Consider the following 14,627-nt stretch of genomic DNA (forward strand, 5'->3'; position numbering starts at 1 on the left):
CGGGGCGGCGGCCCGCCGGCGGGCGATTAACCATGATCGTCATTTCCCGCCGCGGCCGTGGCCTTCGGGCGGGCAGGGCCGGCGCGACCGCTCAGAATTTACCGTTTGATAAAAAATCAAACCGTGGCAGGCTGGGCCGAGCGAGGCAGCCAAGTCAGGAGCCACCGATGCCGACCACGACGACCCCCGGGATCGCCGCCGGGCGCCTTCCTTCCGACATGCTGGCCGAGAACTTCCTCGACCTGCACCCGCCGATGAGCGCGCACGAGGCGCAGGTGGCCGCGGATCGCTGCTATTTCTGCCATGACGCGCCCTGCGTGACCGCCTGTCCGACCGGCATCGACATCCCGCTCTTCATCCGCGAGATCGGCGCCGGCCGGCCCGACGCGGCGGCGCGCGAGATCTTCGAGGCCAACATCCTCGGCGGCATGTGCGCGCGGGTCTGCCCGACCGAGGTGCTGTGCGAGGGGGCCTGCGTGCGCGAGGCGGCCGAGGGCCGGCCGGTCGAGATCGGCCGGCTGCAGCGCCATGCCACGGACGAGCTGATGTCGCGGCAGGGCCACCCTTTCGCGCGCGCCGCCGCGACCGGAAAGCGGGTCGCGGTGGTCGGTGCCGGGCCTGCGGGCCTCGCCTGCGCGCACCGGCTGGCGCTGAAGGGCCACGAGGTGGTGATCCTCGAGGGCGCGCCGAAGCCCGGCGGCCTCAACGAATACGGCATCGCCGCCTACAAGACGGTGGATGATTTCGCCGCGCGCGAGGCGGACTGGATCATCGGCGTCGGCGGCATCGAGATCCGCCATGGCCGCTGGCTCGGCCGCGACTTCACGCTGGACGAGCTGACCTCGGACTACGACGCGGTGTTCCTCGGCATGGGGCTCGGCGGCGTCAACGCGCTGGAGGTCGAGGGCGCGCAGCTCGAGGGCACGGGCGACGCGGTGGGCTTCATCTCGGAGCTGCGGCAGGCGGGCGACCTGTCCGCGCTCCCGGTCGGGCGGCGCGTCGTGGTGATCGGCGGCGGCATGACGGCGGTGGACTGCGCGGTGCAGTCCAAGGCGCTCGGGGCCGAGGAGGTGACCATCGTCTACCGCCGCGAGCGCGCGAAGATGGGCGCGAGCTGCTACGAGCAGGACCTCGCCGCCTCGCGCGGGGTGCGGCTGGTGTTCGAGGCGATGCCGGTGCGGCTGATCGGCGATGACCGTCTCGAAGCGGTCGAGTTCGAGTACACCGAGGCCGGCCCGGAGGGGCTGCGCGGCACCGGCGAGACCTTCCGCCTCGCGGCCGACCAGCTGTTTAGGGCCGTGGGCCAGACGCTCGGCACGGTTGAGGGCGTCGAAACCGCACACGGCAAGATCGTGACGCAGGGTTCCGGGCGCACAAATCTGGACAAGGTCTGGGCCGGTGGGGACTGTGCCCTTGGTGGCGACGATCTCACGGTCACGGCCGTGGCGCAGGGTCGGGATGCCGCCGAGGACATCCACAGCATGCTCACGGGTTAGACAAATGGCATTCACCGGCATTTTCATCCTGCCGCTTCCGGTCGACGACCAGGACCGCGCGCTCGCGTTCTACCGCGACGTGGTCGGCATGGAGGTCGCTCTCGACGCCGAGCTCGACGACGACTGGCGGATGATCATGATGAAGCTACCGGAGACCCGCACCAAGATCCAGTTCGCGCGCCGCCACGAGGTGAGCTACGCCGACGAGGTGCCGGTGCTCTACCTCGAATGCGGCGATCTCGACGGCGAGATCGAGCGCCTCAAGGCGGCGGGCGTGCGCTTTGCCGGCAAGCCCGCAGAGTTGCCCTGGAACGAGAACGAACGCTTCGCGATGTTCCTCGACAGCGAGGGTAACACCATCGTGATGCATTCCACGCCACCCGCAGGATAAGGGACGATGAGATGGCCGACCTGACCACCGACTTCCTGGGCATCCGCAGCCCGAACCCGTTCTGGCTGGCCTCGGCGCCCCCCACGGACAAGGAGTACAATGTCAGGCGGGCCTTCGAGGCCGGCTGGGGCGGCGTGGTCTGGAAAACGCTGGGGGCCGAGGGACCGCCGGTGGTCAACGTCAACGGCCCGCGCTACGGCGTGATCCACGGCGCCGACCGGCGGGTGCTGGGCCTCAACAACATCGAGCTGATCACCGACCGGCCGCTCGAGGTGAACCTCGAGGAGATGGCGCGGGTCAAGGCGGACTACCCGGACCGCGCCCTGATCGCCTCGATCATGGTGCCCTGCGAGGAAGAGGCCTGGAAGGCGATCCTGCCGCGCGTGGCCGAGACCAATGCCGACGGGATCGAGCTGAACTTCGGCTGCCCGCACGGCATGAGCGAGCGCGGCATGGGCTCGGCGGTGGGGCAGGTGCCCGAATACATCGAGATGGTCACCCGCTGGTGCAAGCAGTATTACGACCGGCCGGTGATCGTGAAGCTGACGCCCAACATCACCGACATCCGCAAGCCGGCGGCGGCGGCGCGCAACGGCGGCGCCGACGCGGTGTCGCTGATCAACACGATCAACTCGATCACCAGCGTCGATCTCGACAGCTTCAGCCCCGAGCCCTCGATCGACGGCAAGGGCAGCCATGGCGGCTATTGCGGCCCGGCGGTCAAGCCGATCGCGCTGTCGATGGTCTCGGAGATCGCCCGCCACGAGGCGACGCGCGGCCTGCCGATCTCGGGCATCGGCGGCGTCACCACCTGGCGCGACGCGGCCGAGTTCATGGCGCTGGGCTGCGGCACGGTGCAGGTCTGCACCGCGGCGATGACCTACGGCTTCCGCATCGTCGAGGAGATGTGCGCGGGGCTCTCGACCTGGATGGACGAGAAGGGCTACCGCAACGTGTCGGACTTCGTCGGCCGCGCGGTGCCGAACGTCACCGACTGGAAGAACCTCAACCTCAACTACGTCGCCAAGGCGCGGATCGACCAGGATCTCTGCATAAAGTGCGGCCGCTGCTATGCCGCCTGCGAGGACACCAGCCACCAGGCGATCGCGATGAAGCCGGGCCGGGTGTTCGAGGTGATCGACGCCGAATGCGTGGCCTGCAACCTCTGCGTCGACGTCTGCCCGGTCGAGAACTGCATCGACATGGTGCCGATGGCCGCCGGGTCGACCGATCCGCGCACCGGCCGCGTGGTCTCGCCCGAGCATGCCGACTGGACCACGCATCCCAACAACCCCGCGGCGCAGGCGGCCGAGTAGGCCGGCGGGCCCGTTCCGGGCCGGGCGCCGTCAGCCGGGCGGCGCCAGCACCGCCTCGAACATCCGGGTGAGCCAGGCCTCGGCGCGGGCGAAGGGGTCGGCCTCGCCGAGCACCGCCCGCACCTGCACGTCGAAATCGGCGTAGTGCTGGGTCAGCGCCCAGATCGAGAAGATCAGGTGATGCGGGTCGACCGGGCCGATCCGGCCGGCCTCGGACCAGCGCGCGATCAGCGCCGCCTTCTCGTCGACCAGCTGCTTGAGCTCGCGGTCGAGCACGGGGCGGGCGCGCGGCGCGCCCTGCAGGATCTCGTTGGCGAAGAGCCGGCTCTCGCGCGGATGCGCGCGGCTCATCTCGAGCTTGCGGCGGACGTAGCGCAGGATCTCCTGGCGCGGCTCGCCCTCGGGGTCGAGCGCGCGCAAGGGCGCCAGCCACAGGTCGAGCAGCTGCTCGAGCAGCGCGACGTGGATCGCCTCCTTGGAGGGGAAGTAGTAGAGCAGGTTCGGCTTCGACAGCCCGGCCGACTGCGCGATCCGGTCGAGCGTCGCGCCGCGGAAGCCGCGCGCGGCGAAGACCTCGAGCCCGGCTTCGAGGATGATCGCCCGGTTGCGGGCCTGGATGCGGGTCTGCGGCGGCGCGTCGGTCATCTGGTCCTCATGCGTCTCGCGCCGGAAATAGCGCCATCGCGGGGCAGGTCCTCCCGTTTTTCGGGCATCTGCCGTCGGGGGAAGCGAAATCCTTGACTGGATTCGGGCCTCTGTTAGCGTTCCTTTGACCGACTGGTCAAATCAAGGCAGGCCGCCGCACCGCATCGTCCCGCGCCCGGCCGACCCAGACAGGAGACCCGCATGGCTGCGCCCGGAGAGAACCTGAAGATCGATGGCGACCGGCTCTGGGCGAGCCTGATGGAGATGGCGAAGATCGGCCCCGGCGTGGCGGGCGGCAACAACCGCCAGACCCTGACCGACGCGGATGCCGAAGGGCGGGCGCTGTTCCAGCGCTGGTGCGAGGAGGCCGGTCTGACGATGGGCGTCGACGCGATGGGCACGATGTTCGCCCGCCGCGAGGGCGCCGACCCGGACGCGCTGCCGGTCTATGTCGGCAGCCATCTCGACACCCAGCCCACGGGCGGCAAGTACGACGGCGTTCTGGGCGTGCTCGGCGGGCTGGAGATCATCCGCTCGCTCGACGACATGGGCATCAGGACGAAGCACCCGATCGTGGTCACCAACTGGACCAACGAGGAGGGCACGCGCTTTGCGCCTGCGATGATGGCCTCGGGCGTCTTCGCGGGCCAGCACGAGCTGGACTGGGCCTATGCGCGCGAGGATGCCGAGGGCAAGCGCTTCGGCGACGAGCTGGAGCGGATCGGCTGGAAGGGCGACGAGGAGGTCGGCGCGCGCCAGATGCACGCCTTCTTCGAGCTGCATATCGAGCAGGGCCCGATCCTCGAGGCCGAAGGCAAGGAGATCGGCGTCGTCACCCACGGCCAGGGCCTGTGGTGGCTCGAGGTGCGGCTGACCGGCAAGGAGAGCCACACCGGCTCGACGCCGATGGCCATGCGCGTCAATGCCGGTCTCGGCATGGCGCGGATCACCGAGGCCGTGCACCGCATCGCCATGGACCACCAGCCCGACGCGGTGGGCGCGGTGGGGCAGGCCAATGTCTACCCGAACTCGCGCAACGTGATCCCGGGCCGGGCGGTGTTCACCGTCGACATCCGCTCGCCCGAGCGGGCCAAGCTCGACGCGATGCGGGGAGAGGTCGAAGCCGAAGCACAGCGCATCGCCGATGAGCTGGGCCTCGGGATCGAGATCGAGCCGGTCGGGCATTTCGATCCCGTCACCTTCGACGGCACCTGCGTCGCGGCGGTGCGGGCCGCGGCCGATCGCCTGGGCTACAGCCACCGCGACATCGTCTCGGGCGCCGGGCACGACGCCTGCTGGATCAACCGTGTGGCGCCGACGGCGATGGTGATGTGCCCGTGCAAGGACGGGCTCAGCCACAACGAGGCCGAGGAGATCACCCAGGACTGGGCGACGAAGGGCGCCGACGTGCTGTTCCATGCCGTGCTGGAGACGGCGGGGATCGTCGAATGAGGGTCGCGCACTTGACCCGGGCGCGGGGCGGCTATGCTGTATCCCGAACCCGTGATCCTCAGGAGACCCCGATGTCCCGTTCGCTTCGCCTGCTGCCCCTGCTTGCCGCCCTGCCGATACTCGCCGCCTGCGAGCCCGTGCAGACCGTCGCGGTGCAGCCGCAGCCGGCCCCCGTCTTTCCCGCGCCGGAGCCGCAGCCCGAGCCGCCGGCGGCGCTGTCGCGCCCCGAAAGCGTGACCACGCAGCCGCTCGACAGCGAGCCCGCGCCGCAGACCGCCTCGGCCCCGCCGCCCGCGCCCAACGCGATCACCGCGAGCGGCGCGCAGGAAGGCGTCGAGGTGCCCGAGGTCGTGCTGTCGGCGCTGGTGCCGGGCACGCCGCCCTCGGCGGTGTTCCAGAACGGCGACGGCTGCTACCTCTTCTCGATCGAGCGCACCGAGCCTCTGAGCGGCTACCCGGTGCGCGACGCCAGCGGCGCGCCGCTGTGCGAAAACGACGACGGCACGGTGGGGCCGCGCCCCGCCAGCTGAGGCCCGTGAGGGGGCGATGCCGGCCGCGCCGCGCGCCGCCGCCCCCGACCGGCCCGCCGCACCCCTTTCCCGGTCCGCGCCCGCCCGGCGCGGCCCGGCTATGCGACGCCCCGGTCAACGGGGCCGGACCAACGGGAGAGGGAACGGCATGGGCACGACGGTCATCAGGAACGGCACCATCGTCACGGCGGATCTGACCTACAAGTCGGACCTGCTCATCGAGGACGGCCGGATCGCCGCGATCGGCGAGGGGCTGACCGGCGACGAGACGCTGGACGCCACCGGCTGCTACGTGATGCCGGGCGGGATCGACCCGCACACGCATCTGGAGATGCCCTTCATGGGCACGCATTCCACCGACGATTTCGGCTCGGGCACCCGCGCCGCGCTGGCCGGTGGCACCACCATGGTGGTCGACTTCGCGCTGCCGAGCCCGGGCCAGAGCCTGCTCGACGCGCTGAAGGTCTGGCACAACAAGTCGGGGCAGGCGGCCTGCGACTACTCCTACCACATGGCGATCACGTGGTGGGACAAGCAGGTCTTCGACGAGATGGAAACGGTCGTGCGCGACCACGGCATCACCACCTTCAAGCACTTCATGGCCTACAAGGGCGCGCTGATGGTGAACGACGACGAGCTCTTCGCCTCGTTCCGCCGCTGCGCCGAGCTGGGGGCGATCCCGCTGGTGCATGCCGAGAACGGCGACGTGGTGGCCGAGCTTCAGGCGAAGCTCCTGGCAGAGGGCAACACCGGCCCCGAGGCGCATGCCTATTCGCGCCCCAGTTCGGTCGAGGGCGAGGCCACGAACCGCGCCATCATGATCGCCGACATGGCGGGCGTTCCGCTCTACGTCGTGCATGTCTCCTGCGAGGAGGCGCACGAGGCGATCCGGCGCGCCAAGATGCTGGGCAAGCGGGTCTGGGGCGAGCCCTTGATCCAGCACCTGACGCTCGACGAGAGCGAATACGCCCATCCCGACTGGGACCACGCCGCGCGCCGGGTGATGTCGCCGCCCTTCCGCGACAAGCGGCACCAGGACAGCCTCTGGGCCGGTCTCGCCTCCGGCACGCTCTCGGTCGTGGCGACCGACCACTGCGCCTTCACCACCGAGCAGAAGCGCAACGGCGTCGGCGATTTCACCAAGATCCCGAACGGCACCGGCGGGCTCGAGGACCGGATGCCGATGCTCTGGACCCATGGCGTCAACACCGGCCGGATCACCATGAACGAATTCGTCGCCGTGACCTCGACCAACAGCGCCAAGATCCTCAACTGCTACCCGAAGAAGGGCGCGATCCTCGTCGGCTCCGACGCCGACATCGTCGTCTGGGACCCCGAGAAGGAAAAGACGATCACCGCCGGTACGCAGGCCTCGGCGATCGACTACAACGTGTTCGAGGGGCAGAAGGTGAAGGGCCTGCCGCGCTACGTGCTGAGCCGCGGCCATGTCTCAGTGCGCGACGGCGAGCTGCACGCGCAGGAAGGTCACGGCGAGTTCGTCGCGCGCGAGCCGCAGGGCGCGGTGAACCGGGCGCTGTCCTCGTGGAAGGCGCTGACCGCGCCGCGGCCGGTGGAGCGGTCGGGCATTCCGGCGAGCGGGGTTTGAGCGCGGGGTGGAGGGTGCGGCGATGATGAACGCCCCGATCCCGCAGACGGTCATTTCGGCGCGCGGCATCGATCTGACCTTCGAGACCGCCGACGGGCCGGTGCACGCCCTGAAGGGCGTGGACCTCGACATCGCCAAGGGCGAGTTCGTCTCCTTCATCGGCCCCTCGGGCTGCGGCAAGACCACCTTCCTGCGGGTGGTCGCCGCGCTGGAGCGGCCTACGGCCGGCGAGGTCTCGGTCAACGGGCTGAGCCCGGACGAGGCGCGCCGCGCGCGGGCCTATGGCTACGTGTTCCAGGCCGCCGGCCTCTACCCGTGGCGCACCATCGGCGGCAACATCGCGCTGCCGCTGGAGATCATGGGCTTTGCCAAGGCCGAGCGGGCGCGGCGGGTGCGCGAGGTGCTGGAACTGGTCGAGCTGGGGGGCTTCGAGAAGAAGTATCCCTGGCAGCTTTCGGGCGGCATGCAGCAGCGCGCCAGCATCGCAAGGGCGCTCGCCTTCGACGCTGACATCCTGCTGATGGACGAGCCCTTCGGCGCGCTCGACGAGATCGTGCGCGACCGGTTGAACGAGGAGCTCCTGAAGCTCTGGGCCCGGACCGGCAAGACCACGCTCTTCGTCACCCATTCGATCCCCGAGGCGGTGTATCTGTCGACCAAGATCGTGGTGATGAGCCCGCGCCCGGGCCGGATCACCGACGTCATCGACAGCCCGCTGCCGCGCGAGCGCCCGCTCGACATCCGCGACAGCCGCGAGTTCATCGAGATCGCGCACCGGGTACGCGAGGGGCTGAGGGCCGGGCATGAGGACTAGGAAAGGCCTCCCGCCCGTTCGGAGCGGGAGGCCCGTAGCATGGCTACTTCTCTCGCGGTCATCGGCTCGCCAGCCTGTACCGCAGACCGAGGACACACCCTGATGGTTACTTTTCTCTTAAAATACGCATGGCGGTACGGGTCTGCCCGTTCGACGGCAGGACGGGTCGAAACCGCGGGATATGCGTGTTTGAGGAGAAAAGTAGCAGGGGTCGCGGAATGATCCGGGCCGGGCCGATCCTCGCCATGCTGCTGGCGGTCTTCGCGCTGTGGTACGCGGCCGCCGTGCCGATGAACATCCGCGAGGTGCTGACCGAGGCCGAGCGGGCGGGGGCGGCGGTCACGCCCGCCACCGCCGTCGAACGCCGCGACGCGAACGCGCTGGGCCTCGTGCTCGCCAATCCCGGCCAGATTTCCGGAACCTGGGCGCAGGACCGGCCGCGCCTGCCGGCGCCGCACCAGGTCGCGGGCGAGCTGTGGCAGAGCACGGTGATGGAGGAGATCGAGGGGCGGCGCGGCTTGCTGAACTCGGGCAGCCTGTCGAACCGGGGGCTCCTGCTGCACGCCTGGATCACGCTCTCGGCCACGGCGCTCGGTTTCCTGATCGGCGCGGGGGCGGGCATCCTGCTGGCCATCGGCATCGTCCATTCGAAGACCATGGAAAAGTCGGTGATGCCCTGGGCCATCGTCAGCCAGACCGTGCCGATCGTGGCGCTGGCGCCGATGATCGTGGTGGTGCTCTACTCCGTCGGGCTGCAGGGGCTGCTGCCCAAGGCCGTCATCTCGGCCTACCTGTCCTTCTTCCCGGTGGTGGTCGGCATGGTGAAGGGGCTGCGCGCGCCCGACGCGATGCAGACCGATCTGATGCGGACCTGGGACGCGAGCGGCTGGCAGGTGCTGACGCGTCTGCGGCTGCCGGCCTCGATGCCCTATCTCTTCGCCTCGCTGAAGATCGCGGTGGCCGCCGCGCTGGTCGGCGCCATCGTCGGCGAGCTGCCGGTGCAGGGTGGGGGCCTCGGCGCACGGATGCTGGCGGGCAGCTATTACGGCCAGACCGCGCAGATCTGGGCGGCGCTGTTCCTCGCCGCCGCGCTGGCGGCGGTTCTGGTGGCGGCGATCGGCGGTGCGCAGCGCTTGGCGCTCAGGCGCATGGGGGGCGCGGCATGAGCGCGGCGATCCTTGCGCTAGCGCTCTGGCTCGGGCTCTGGGCGCTCAACGTCTGGCTCGCCACCGGGCCACTGGCGAACCGCATCTGGGCGCGCATGGCGGTGCCGCTGCTGTTCGGCCTCACCATCCTCGTGCTGTGGGAGATCGCGGTGCGGGCGCTGCAGGTGCCGCTGGTGATCCTGCCGCCGCCGAGCCAGATCGGCGCGCGCTTCGGCGCCAGCCTGCCGGTGCTCTGGGCCGACTTCGTGCAGACCATCGGGCGCGGCGCGCTCTCGGGCTACCTGATCGGCTGCGGCGCGGCCTTCCTGACCGCCATCGCGGTCGACCGCTTCGTCTTCCTCAAGCGCGGGCTGCTGCCGCTGGCAAGCTTCATGGCGGCGCTGCCGATCGTCGGCACCGCGCCGATCCTCGTCATGTGGTTCGGCTTCGACTGGCAGTCCAAGGCCGCCGTCGTGGTGGTCATGGTGTTCTTCCCGATGCTGGTGAACACCGTGGCGGGGCTCTCCGAGACCACCGCCATGCAGCGCGACCTGATGAAGAGCTGGGGCGCGGGCTACTGGCAGGGGCTTTTAAAGCTGCGCCTGCCCGCCGCCATGCCCTTCGTGTTCAACGGGCTGAAGATCTGCACGACGCTGGCGCTGATCGGCGCCATCGTGGCCGAGTTCTTCGGCTCTCCGACGCTCGGGCTCGGCTTCCGGATCACGACATCGGTGGGCCAGCTCGCGCTCGACATGGTCTGGGCCGCGATCCTCGTCGCGGCGCTGGCGGGCACCGGCTTCTACGGGCTCGTCGCCCTGATCGAGCGGGGGGTGACCTTCTGGCATCCCTCGCAACGCGGATAACCAACAGAGCCCGCAATCGGGCCGTCCACACCAACGGAGGTCGACCAAGAATGAAACGGATGATGATGGCCGCTGCGGCGGCAGGAGCGCTGATGGCGGGCACCGCGCCGCTCTCGGCGCAGGATCTCGACGAGGTCCGGCTGCAGCTGCAATGGGTCACGCAGGCCCAGTTCGCGGGCTACTACGTCGCGCTCGATCAGGGCTTCTACGAGGAGGAGGGACTCGACGTCGAGATCCTGCCCGGCGGGCCCGACATCGCACCGCCGCAGGTGCTGGCGGGCGGCGGCGCCGACGTGATGCTGAACTGGATGCCCTCGGCGCTGGCCGCGCGCGAGAAGGGGCTGCCGGTGGTGAACATCGCCCAGCCCTTCGCGAGCTCGGGCCTGATGCTGACCTGCTGGAAGGACACCGGCATCACCGGTCCGCAGGATTTCCGCGGCAAGACCATCGGTGTCTGGTTCTTCGGCAACGAGTACCCGTTCCTGAGCTGGATGAGCCAGGAGGGCATCCCGACCGAGGGCGGCGATGACGGGGTGACGGTTCTGAAGCAGGGCTTCAACGTCGACCCGCTGATCCAGCGCCAGGCCGACTGCATCTCGACCATGACCTACAACGAGTACGGCCAGGTGCTCGACGCCGGCATCACCGAGGACGAACTCGTCACCTTCAAGTACGAGGAGGAGGGCGTGGCCACGCTCGAGGACGGGATGTGGGTGCTCGAGGAGAACCTCGAGGATCCGGACTTCGTCGACAAGATGGTCCGCTTCGTCCGTGCCTCGATGCAGGGTTGGAAATGGGCCGGTGAGAACCCCGAGGAGGCCGCGCAGATCGTGCTCGACTACGACGAGACCGGCGCGCAGACCGAGGCGCACCAGGTGCGGATGATGGGCGAGATCGCCAAGCTGACCGAGGGCTCCGACGGCAGCCTCGACGAGGCGGCCTACCGGCGCACCGTCGACACGCTGCTGGCCGGCGGCTCGGACCCGGTCATCTCGCAGGAGCCCGAGGGCGCCTTCACCCACGAGATCACCGAGCAGGCGCTGCAGTAGCGGCGCGGTTGGCGGGCGCCGATCCGGCGCTCGCCCCTTGGCCCCTCCGGCCGGACCTGCCAATAGGGTGGGAACAGGCATGAAGGGAGCGGCCGATGAAGGTTCTGGTGACGGGCGGTGCAGGCTACATCGGCAGCCACACCATCGTGGAGCTTCTGGCGCAGGGCCACGAGGTCGCCTGCGTCGACAACTACGCCAACAGCGATGCCGAGGCGTTGCGGCGCGTGGCCGAGATCGCCGGCCGGCCGGCCGAGGCGCACCGGCTCGACATCCGCGACACCGCCGGGCTGACCGAACTGGCCAAGTCGTTCGCGCCCGACGCGGTGATCCATTTCGCCGGGCTGAAGGCCGTGGGCGAAAGCGCCGAGCGGCCGGTCGACTACTACGACGTCAATGTCGCCGGCACGCTGTCGCTCCTGCGGGCGATGGAGGCGGCCGGCTGCGGGCGGATCGTCTTCTCGTCCTCGGCGACCGTCTATGGCGAGCCGCAGGCCCTGTCCTGCACCGAGGATCACCCGCTGTCGCCGACCAATGTCTACGGGCACACCAAGCGGATGGCCGAGCAGGTGCTTGGCGACTGGGCGGCGTCGCGGCCCGAGGCGTCGGTGATGCTGCTGCGCTATTTCAACCCCGTGGGGGCCCATGCCTCGGGGCGGATCGGCGAGGATCCGGCCGGCATCCCGAACAACCTCATGCCCTACATCGCGCAGGTCGCGGCCGGCCGGCTGGAGCGGCTGAGGATCTTCGGGGACGACTACCCCACGCCGGACGGCACCGGCGTGCGCGACTACATCCACGTGGTCGACCTCGCCCGGGCGCATCTCGCCGCGCTGGAGCGCAGCGCCGCGGCGACGGGGACGGAGGCCTACAACATCGGGACCGGGCAGGGCTACTCGGTCCGCGAGATGCTCGAGGCGTTCTCGGCGGCCGCGGGGCGGGACCTGCCCTTCGAGATCGCGCCCCGCCGCGCCGGGGACATCGCCGCGATCCAGGCCGACCCGTCGCGCGCGGCGCGCGATCTGGGCTGGCGGGCCGAGCACGGGCTGCGCGAAATGGTCGCCAGCCACTGGAACTGGCAGTCGCGCAACCCCGACGGCTATCGCTGCTAGAGCGCCCGGTCCCGGCGGTTCTGCCGGGACCATTTCCGGCGCCGGCGCCGGGGGCGCACCACGTTCAGCGCGGTCTCCGCGATCAGCCGCAGATCCATCCAGACGGTGCGCCGGCGCTGGTAGATCAGGTCCAGCCGGGCCTTCCGGTGCACGCAGCGCCGGCGGTAGACGTGGTCGGTGATCTCGGGCGAGGTGCAGGTGGCGAGGATCGCCTCCTCATGCGCGTGAAAGCGCAGCGTCGCGAGGCCGGTGATCCCGGGCCGGGACTTCAGCACCTCGGCATAGAGCGCGGGAAAGGCCTCGACGTAGTAGGGCATCGGCGGGCGCGGCCCGACCAGAGAGATGTCGCCCCTGAGCACGTTCCACAGCTGCGGCAGCTCGTCGGCGCGGCTGCGGCGCAGCAGGCGCTGCAGCCGCGAGATCCGGCCCGCCTTGTCGCCGCCGGTCACGCCGCCGGCCTCGCCATGGCAGCGCATGGTGCGGAACTTGACTAGCTTGAAGCTGCGCGTGGGCGTGCTCATCCGGTCGTGAAGGAAGAAGATCGGCCGGCCCTCGACCACCAGCAGGAGCAGCACGAGGCCGATCATCACCGGCCAGAGCAGGGCCAGAAGCACCAGCGCCAGCGTCACGTCGAGCATCCGCTTGGCCAGGGTCATTCCGCCTTCGGGGCGGGTGCGTGTCCCTGGGATCACCGCCGCGACGGGGCCGGTCACCGGGCCGGGCGGCGCGGTCGTCTGCTCCGCCGCGATCGCGGTCCGTGCCGCTGGTGCCGTCGGGGCAGCACCGATCGCTTGGGCGTCATCCCAGGCTGCCTCGGTGACGGAAGTCAACGTCTGGCGCTCCTCAAGATAATGCAGCTCCGTGAAGCGGTGCGCTCCGCAGAGCCCTTCGAACGAAGGTCTGCCTTAATCGGTGCCAGTTTGGCCGTGGGTCCGGAACAGGCGTCGTGCTCCAATAATCCGGACTGTGCCGCTGATGTAACACAAAGCGGCAAATATTGCGGCCAGCGGCGGAAAACCGCCGGGGAACAGGCAGATCAGGACGAAGAAGCCGATCGTCTCGGTGCCTTCGAGCAGCCCGTTCGAGTAGTAGAGCGACTTCACGCCCTGCGCCCGGGTCTCGATCTTGGCCTTCTCGGCGAGGATCGCGTAGCCGAGAAAGGTCGTGCCGTTGAAGTAGAAGGCGGCGAGCAGCACGGCGCCGGCGACACCGTTCGCCGCCGGATCGGCCAGCACGAAGGCCAGCGGCACCGCGCCGTAGAAGGCGAAGTCGCAGGCGATGTCGAGATAGCCGCCCCAATCGGTGCGCCGCGTGGCGCGCGCCACCGCGCCGTCGAGCCCATCGGCCAGCCGCGAGGCCAGAAGCGGCAGCAGCGCCCAGTGGCTTTCGCCCAGCGCGATCAGAAGCGCCGCCGCGAGGCCGAGCACGAGGCCGGCCAGCGTCACGCCGTCGGCGGTCGCGCCGGCGCGGGCGAGGCCGCGCCCCAGCCGGTTCAGCGGCGGATCGATCAGACGGCGGGCGACGGTGTCGAGCATGACTTCTCCGGAACGGGTCGGGGCGGCCGGATCATCGCGCCGCGCCGAGGCCGCGGCAATGGCGGCCCGGCGTTCTGACGAAAGGGTGACCGGCCTCGGGATCGGCGGCGGCGCAGGGCCGCCGGCTACATCGTGTCGTCGATGATCGGCTGCATCGAGACATAGGTCGAGGTGCCCGCCACATGCGGCAGCGCCGAGATCTTCGAGCCCAGCACGTCGCGGTAGCTGCGGATGTCGCGGGTGCGGACCTTGAGCAGGTAGTCGAAGCTGCCGGCGATCAAGTGGCACTGCTCGACCTCGGTGATCCGGCGCACCGCGGCGTTGAAGTCCGACAGCGCCTCCTCGGTGGTGTGCGACAGCCGCACCTCGACGAAGGCGACGTGATCGAGACCGAGCTTGGCGGGGTCGATCACCGTCCGGAAGCCGCGAATCACGCCCCGTTCCTGCAGCCGTTTCAGCCGCACTTGGCAGGGCGATTTCGACAGGCCGACCCGCGCGGCCAGTTCCGTCACCGGAAGCCGAGCATTTGCTGCCAATTCCGCGAGGATGCGGTAATCCACGCGGTCGAGATGGCTGCCGGTGTCGGAATTGCTCATCTTTCCTCCCGCCACGTCTTCAAATTTCGGGCAAAAGGCGGGTTTTCCGTCGATCTTCGGGAAACGTGCCTTAGCTGATC

At 69.8% G+C, this 14,627-nt stretch carries 15 protein-coding genes; 11 read left to right on the forward strand and 4 right to left on the reverse strand.

Annotation, left to right across the window (positions count from 1 at the left end):
• Positions 1 to 167: 167 nt before the first annotated feature.
• From BLT43_RS14260 to preA, 3 genes are read left to right on the forward strand one after another with little or no spacing between them, the layout of a single operon-like run.
• Positions 168 to 1,496 carry an NAD(P)-dependent oxidoreductase gene (locus tag BLT43_RS14260; protein WP_090113905.1) on the forward strand — a complete coding sequence of 443 codons (1,329 nt, stop codon included), beginning with the start codon at positions 168 to 170 and terminating at the stop codon, positions 1,494 to 1,496.
• Between the two features lie 4 nt (positions 1,497 to 1,500).
• Positions 1,501 to 1,887 carry a VOC family protein gene (locus tag BLT43_RS14265; protein ID WP_165612625.1) on the forward strand — a complete coding sequence of 129 codons (387 nt, stop codon included), beginning with the start codon at positions 1,501 to 1,503 and terminating at the stop codon, positions 1,885 to 1,887.
• A gap of 11 nt (positions 1,888 to 1,898) precedes the next feature.
• Positions 1,899 to 3,203 (forward strand): NAD-dependent dihydropyrimidine dehydrogenase subunit PreA, encoded by a 1,305-nt coding sequence (gene preA, locus BLT43_RS14270; protein ID WP_090113908.1) that lies wholly within the window; start codon positions 1,899 to 1,901, stop codon positions 3,201 to 3,203.
• Between the two features lie 30 nt (positions 3,204 to 3,233).
• On the opposite strand, the gene BLT43_RS14275 is transcribed toward preA, so the two are convergent.
• Positions 3,234 to 3,848 carry a TetR family transcriptional regulator C-terminal domain-containing protein gene (locus tag BLT43_RS14275; protein ID WP_090113909.1) on the reverse strand — a complete coding sequence of 205 codons (615 nt, stop codon included), beginning with the start codon at positions 3,846 to 3,848 and terminating at the stop codon, positions 3,234 to 3,236.
• Between the two features lie 201 nt (positions 3,849 to 4,049).
• On the opposite strand from BLT43_RS14275, the gene BLT43_RS14280 reads away from it, so the two are divergent.
• The 8 genes from BLT43_RS14280 (at position 4,050) to galE (ending at position 12,416) form a co-directional block, all read left to right on the forward strand.
• The gene (locus tag BLT43_RS14280) at positions 4,050 to 5,300 is read left to right on the forward strand and encodes a Zn-dependent hydrolase (RefSeq protein WP_090113910.1); all 1,251 of its coding nucleotides are present in this window, start codon (positions 4,050 to 4,052) and stop codon (positions 5,298 to 5,300) included.
• A gap of 71 nt (positions 5,301 to 5,371) precedes the next feature.
• Positions 5,372 to 5,830 carry a hypothetical protein gene (locus BLT43_RS19175; protein WP_090113911.1) on the forward strand — a complete coding sequence of 153 codons (459 nt, stop codon included), beginning with the start codon at positions 5,372 to 5,374 and terminating at the stop codon, positions 5,828 to 5,830.
• Positions 5,831 to 5,978: 148 nt separating this feature from the next.
• Positions 5,979 to 7,436 (forward strand): dihydropyrimidinase, encoded by a 1,458-nt coding sequence (gene hydA / locus BLT43_RS14290; protein ID WP_090113912.1) that lies wholly within the window; start codon positions 5,979 to 5,981, stop codon positions 7,434 to 7,436.
• A 22-nt stretch (positions 7,437 to 7,458) separates the two neighbouring features.
• Positions 7,459 to 8,250: an ABC transporter ATP-binding protein gene (locus BLT43_RS14295; protein WP_090113913.1), complete on the forward strand. Its 792-nt coding sequence runs from the start codon at positions 7,459 to 7,461 to the stop codon at positions 8,248 to 8,250.
• A gap of 218 nt (positions 8,251 to 8,468) precedes the next feature.
• The gene (locus BLT43_RS14300) at positions 8,469 to 9,416 is read left to right on the forward strand and encodes an ABC transporter permease (protein WP_090113914.1); all 948 of its coding nucleotides are present in this window, start codon (positions 8,469 to 8,471) and stop codon (positions 9,414 to 9,416) included.
• On the forward strand, positions 9,413 to 10,258 hold the full coding sequence (locus BLT43_RS14305) for an ABC transporter permease (RefSeq protein ID WP_090113915.1): 846 nt from the start codon (positions 9,413 to 9,415) through the stop codon (positions 10,256 to 10,258). The genes BLT43_RS14300 and BLT43_RS14305 overlap by 4 nt, the downstream gene beginning before the upstream one ends.
• A gap of 50 nt (positions 10,259 to 10,308) precedes the next feature.
• Positions 10,309 to 11,307, forward strand: coding sequence for an ABC transporter substrate-binding protein (locus BLT43_RS14310; RefSeq protein WP_090113916.1), 999 nt, complete (start codon positions 10,309 to 10,311; stop codon positions 11,305 to 11,307).
• Positions 11,308 to 11,402: 95 nt separating this feature from the next.
• Complete coding sequence (galE, locus tag BLT43_RS14315; protein WP_090113917.1) at positions 11,403 to 12,416, forward strand: UDP-glucose 4-epimerase GalE; 1,014 nt, start codon at positions 11,403 to 11,405, stop codon at positions 12,414 to 12,416.
• Here galE and BLT43_RS14320 read toward each other — a convergent pair.
• The 3 genes from BLT43_RS14320 to BLT43_RS14330 all read right to left on the reverse strand — a co-directional run bounded on the left by BLT43_RS14320 (position 12,413) and on the right by BLT43_RS14330 (position 14,547).
• The gene (locus BLT43_RS14320) at positions 12,413 to 13,072 is read right to left on the reverse strand and encodes a sugar transferase (RefSeq protein WP_090113918.1); all 660 of its coding nucleotides are present in this window, start codon (positions 13,070 to 13,072) and stop codon (positions 12,413 to 12,415) included. The two genes, galE and BLT43_RS14320, sit on opposite strands and share 4 nt — an antisense overlap.
• Positions 13,073 to 13,321: 249 nt before the next feature.
• Positions 13,322 to 13,951, reverse strand: coding sequence for a CDP-alcohol phosphatidyltransferase family protein (locus BLT43_RS14325; RefSeq protein WP_090113920.1), 630 nt, complete (start codon positions 13,949 to 13,951; stop codon positions 13,322 to 13,324).
• A 125-nt stretch (positions 13,952 to 14,076) separates the two neighbouring features.
• A complete protein-coding gene (locus BLT43_RS14330) occupies positions 14,077 to 14,547 on the reverse strand; it encodes an Lrp/AsnC family transcriptional regulator (RefSeq protein WP_090113921.1) in 471 nt (156 codons plus the stop codon).
• Between the last annotated feature and the right edge of the window lie 80 nt (positions 14,548 to 14,627).

The sequence above is a fragment of the Limimaricola pyoseonensis genome, assembly GCF_900102015.1.
Classification (GTDB): Bacteria; Pseudomonadota; Alphaproteobacteria; order Rhodobacterales; family Rhodobacteraceae; genus Limimaricola; species Limimaricola pyoseonensis.

Bases quoted from the DNA above. Each gene is read 5' to 3' on its own strand.
- BLT43_RS14260 (WP_090113905.1), top strand. From the start codon at position 168: ATGCCGACCACGACGACCCCCGGGATCGCCGCCGGGCGCCTTCCTTCC.
- BLT43_RS14265 (WP_165612625.1), top strand. From the start codon at position 1,501: ATGGCATTCACCGGCATTTTCATCCTGCCGCTTCCGGTCGACGACCAG.
- preA (WP_090113908.1), top strand. From the start codon at position 1,899: ATGGCCGACCTGACCACCGACTTCCTGGGCATCCGCAGCCCGAACCCG.
- BLT43_RS14275 (WP_090113909.1), bottom strand. From the start codon at position 3,848: ATGACCGACGCGCCGCCGCAGACCCGCATCCAGGCCCGCAACCGGGCG.
- BLT43_RS14280 (WP_090113910.1), top strand. From the start codon at position 4,050: ATGGCTGCGCCCGGAGAGAACCTGAAGATCGATGGCGACCGGCTCTGG.
- BLT43_RS19175 (WP_090113911.1), top strand. From the start codon at position 5,372: ATGTCCCGTTCGCTTCGCCTGCTGCCCCTGCTTGCCGCCCTGCCGATA.
- hydA (WP_090113912.1), top strand. From the start codon at position 5,979: ATGGGCACGACGGTCATCAGGAACGGCACCATCGTCACGGCGGATCTG.
- BLT43_RS14295 (WP_090113913.1), top strand. From the start codon at position 7,459: ATGATGAACGCCCCGATCCCGCAGACGGTCATTTCGGCGCGCGGCATC.
- BLT43_RS14300 (WP_090113914.1), top strand. From the start codon at position 8,469: ATGATCCGGGCCGGGCCGATCCTCGCCATGCTGCTGGCGGTCTTCGCG.
- BLT43_RS14305 (WP_090113915.1), top strand. From the start codon at position 9,413: ATGAGCGCGGCGATCCTTGCGCTAGCGCTCTGGCTCGGGCTCTGGGCG.
- BLT43_RS14310 (WP_090113916.1), top strand. From the start codon at position 10,309: ATGAAACGGATGATGATGGCCGCTGCGGCGGCAGGAGCGCTGATGGCG.
- galE (WP_090113917.1), top strand. From the start codon at position 11,403: ATGAAGGTTCTGGTGACGGGCGGTGCAGGCTACATCGGCAGCCACACC.
- BLT43_RS14320 (WP_090113918.1), bottom strand. From the start codon at position 13,072: ATGACCCTGGCCAAGCGGATGCTCGACGTGACGCTGGCGCTGGTGCTT.
- BLT43_RS14325 (WP_090113920.1), bottom strand. From the start codon at position 13,951: ATGCTCGACACCGTCGCCCGCCGTCTGATCGATCCGCCGCTGAACCGG.
- BLT43_RS14330 (WP_090113921.1), bottom strand. From the start codon at position 14,547: ATGAGCAATTCCGACACCGGCAGCCATCTCGACCGCGTGGATTACCGC.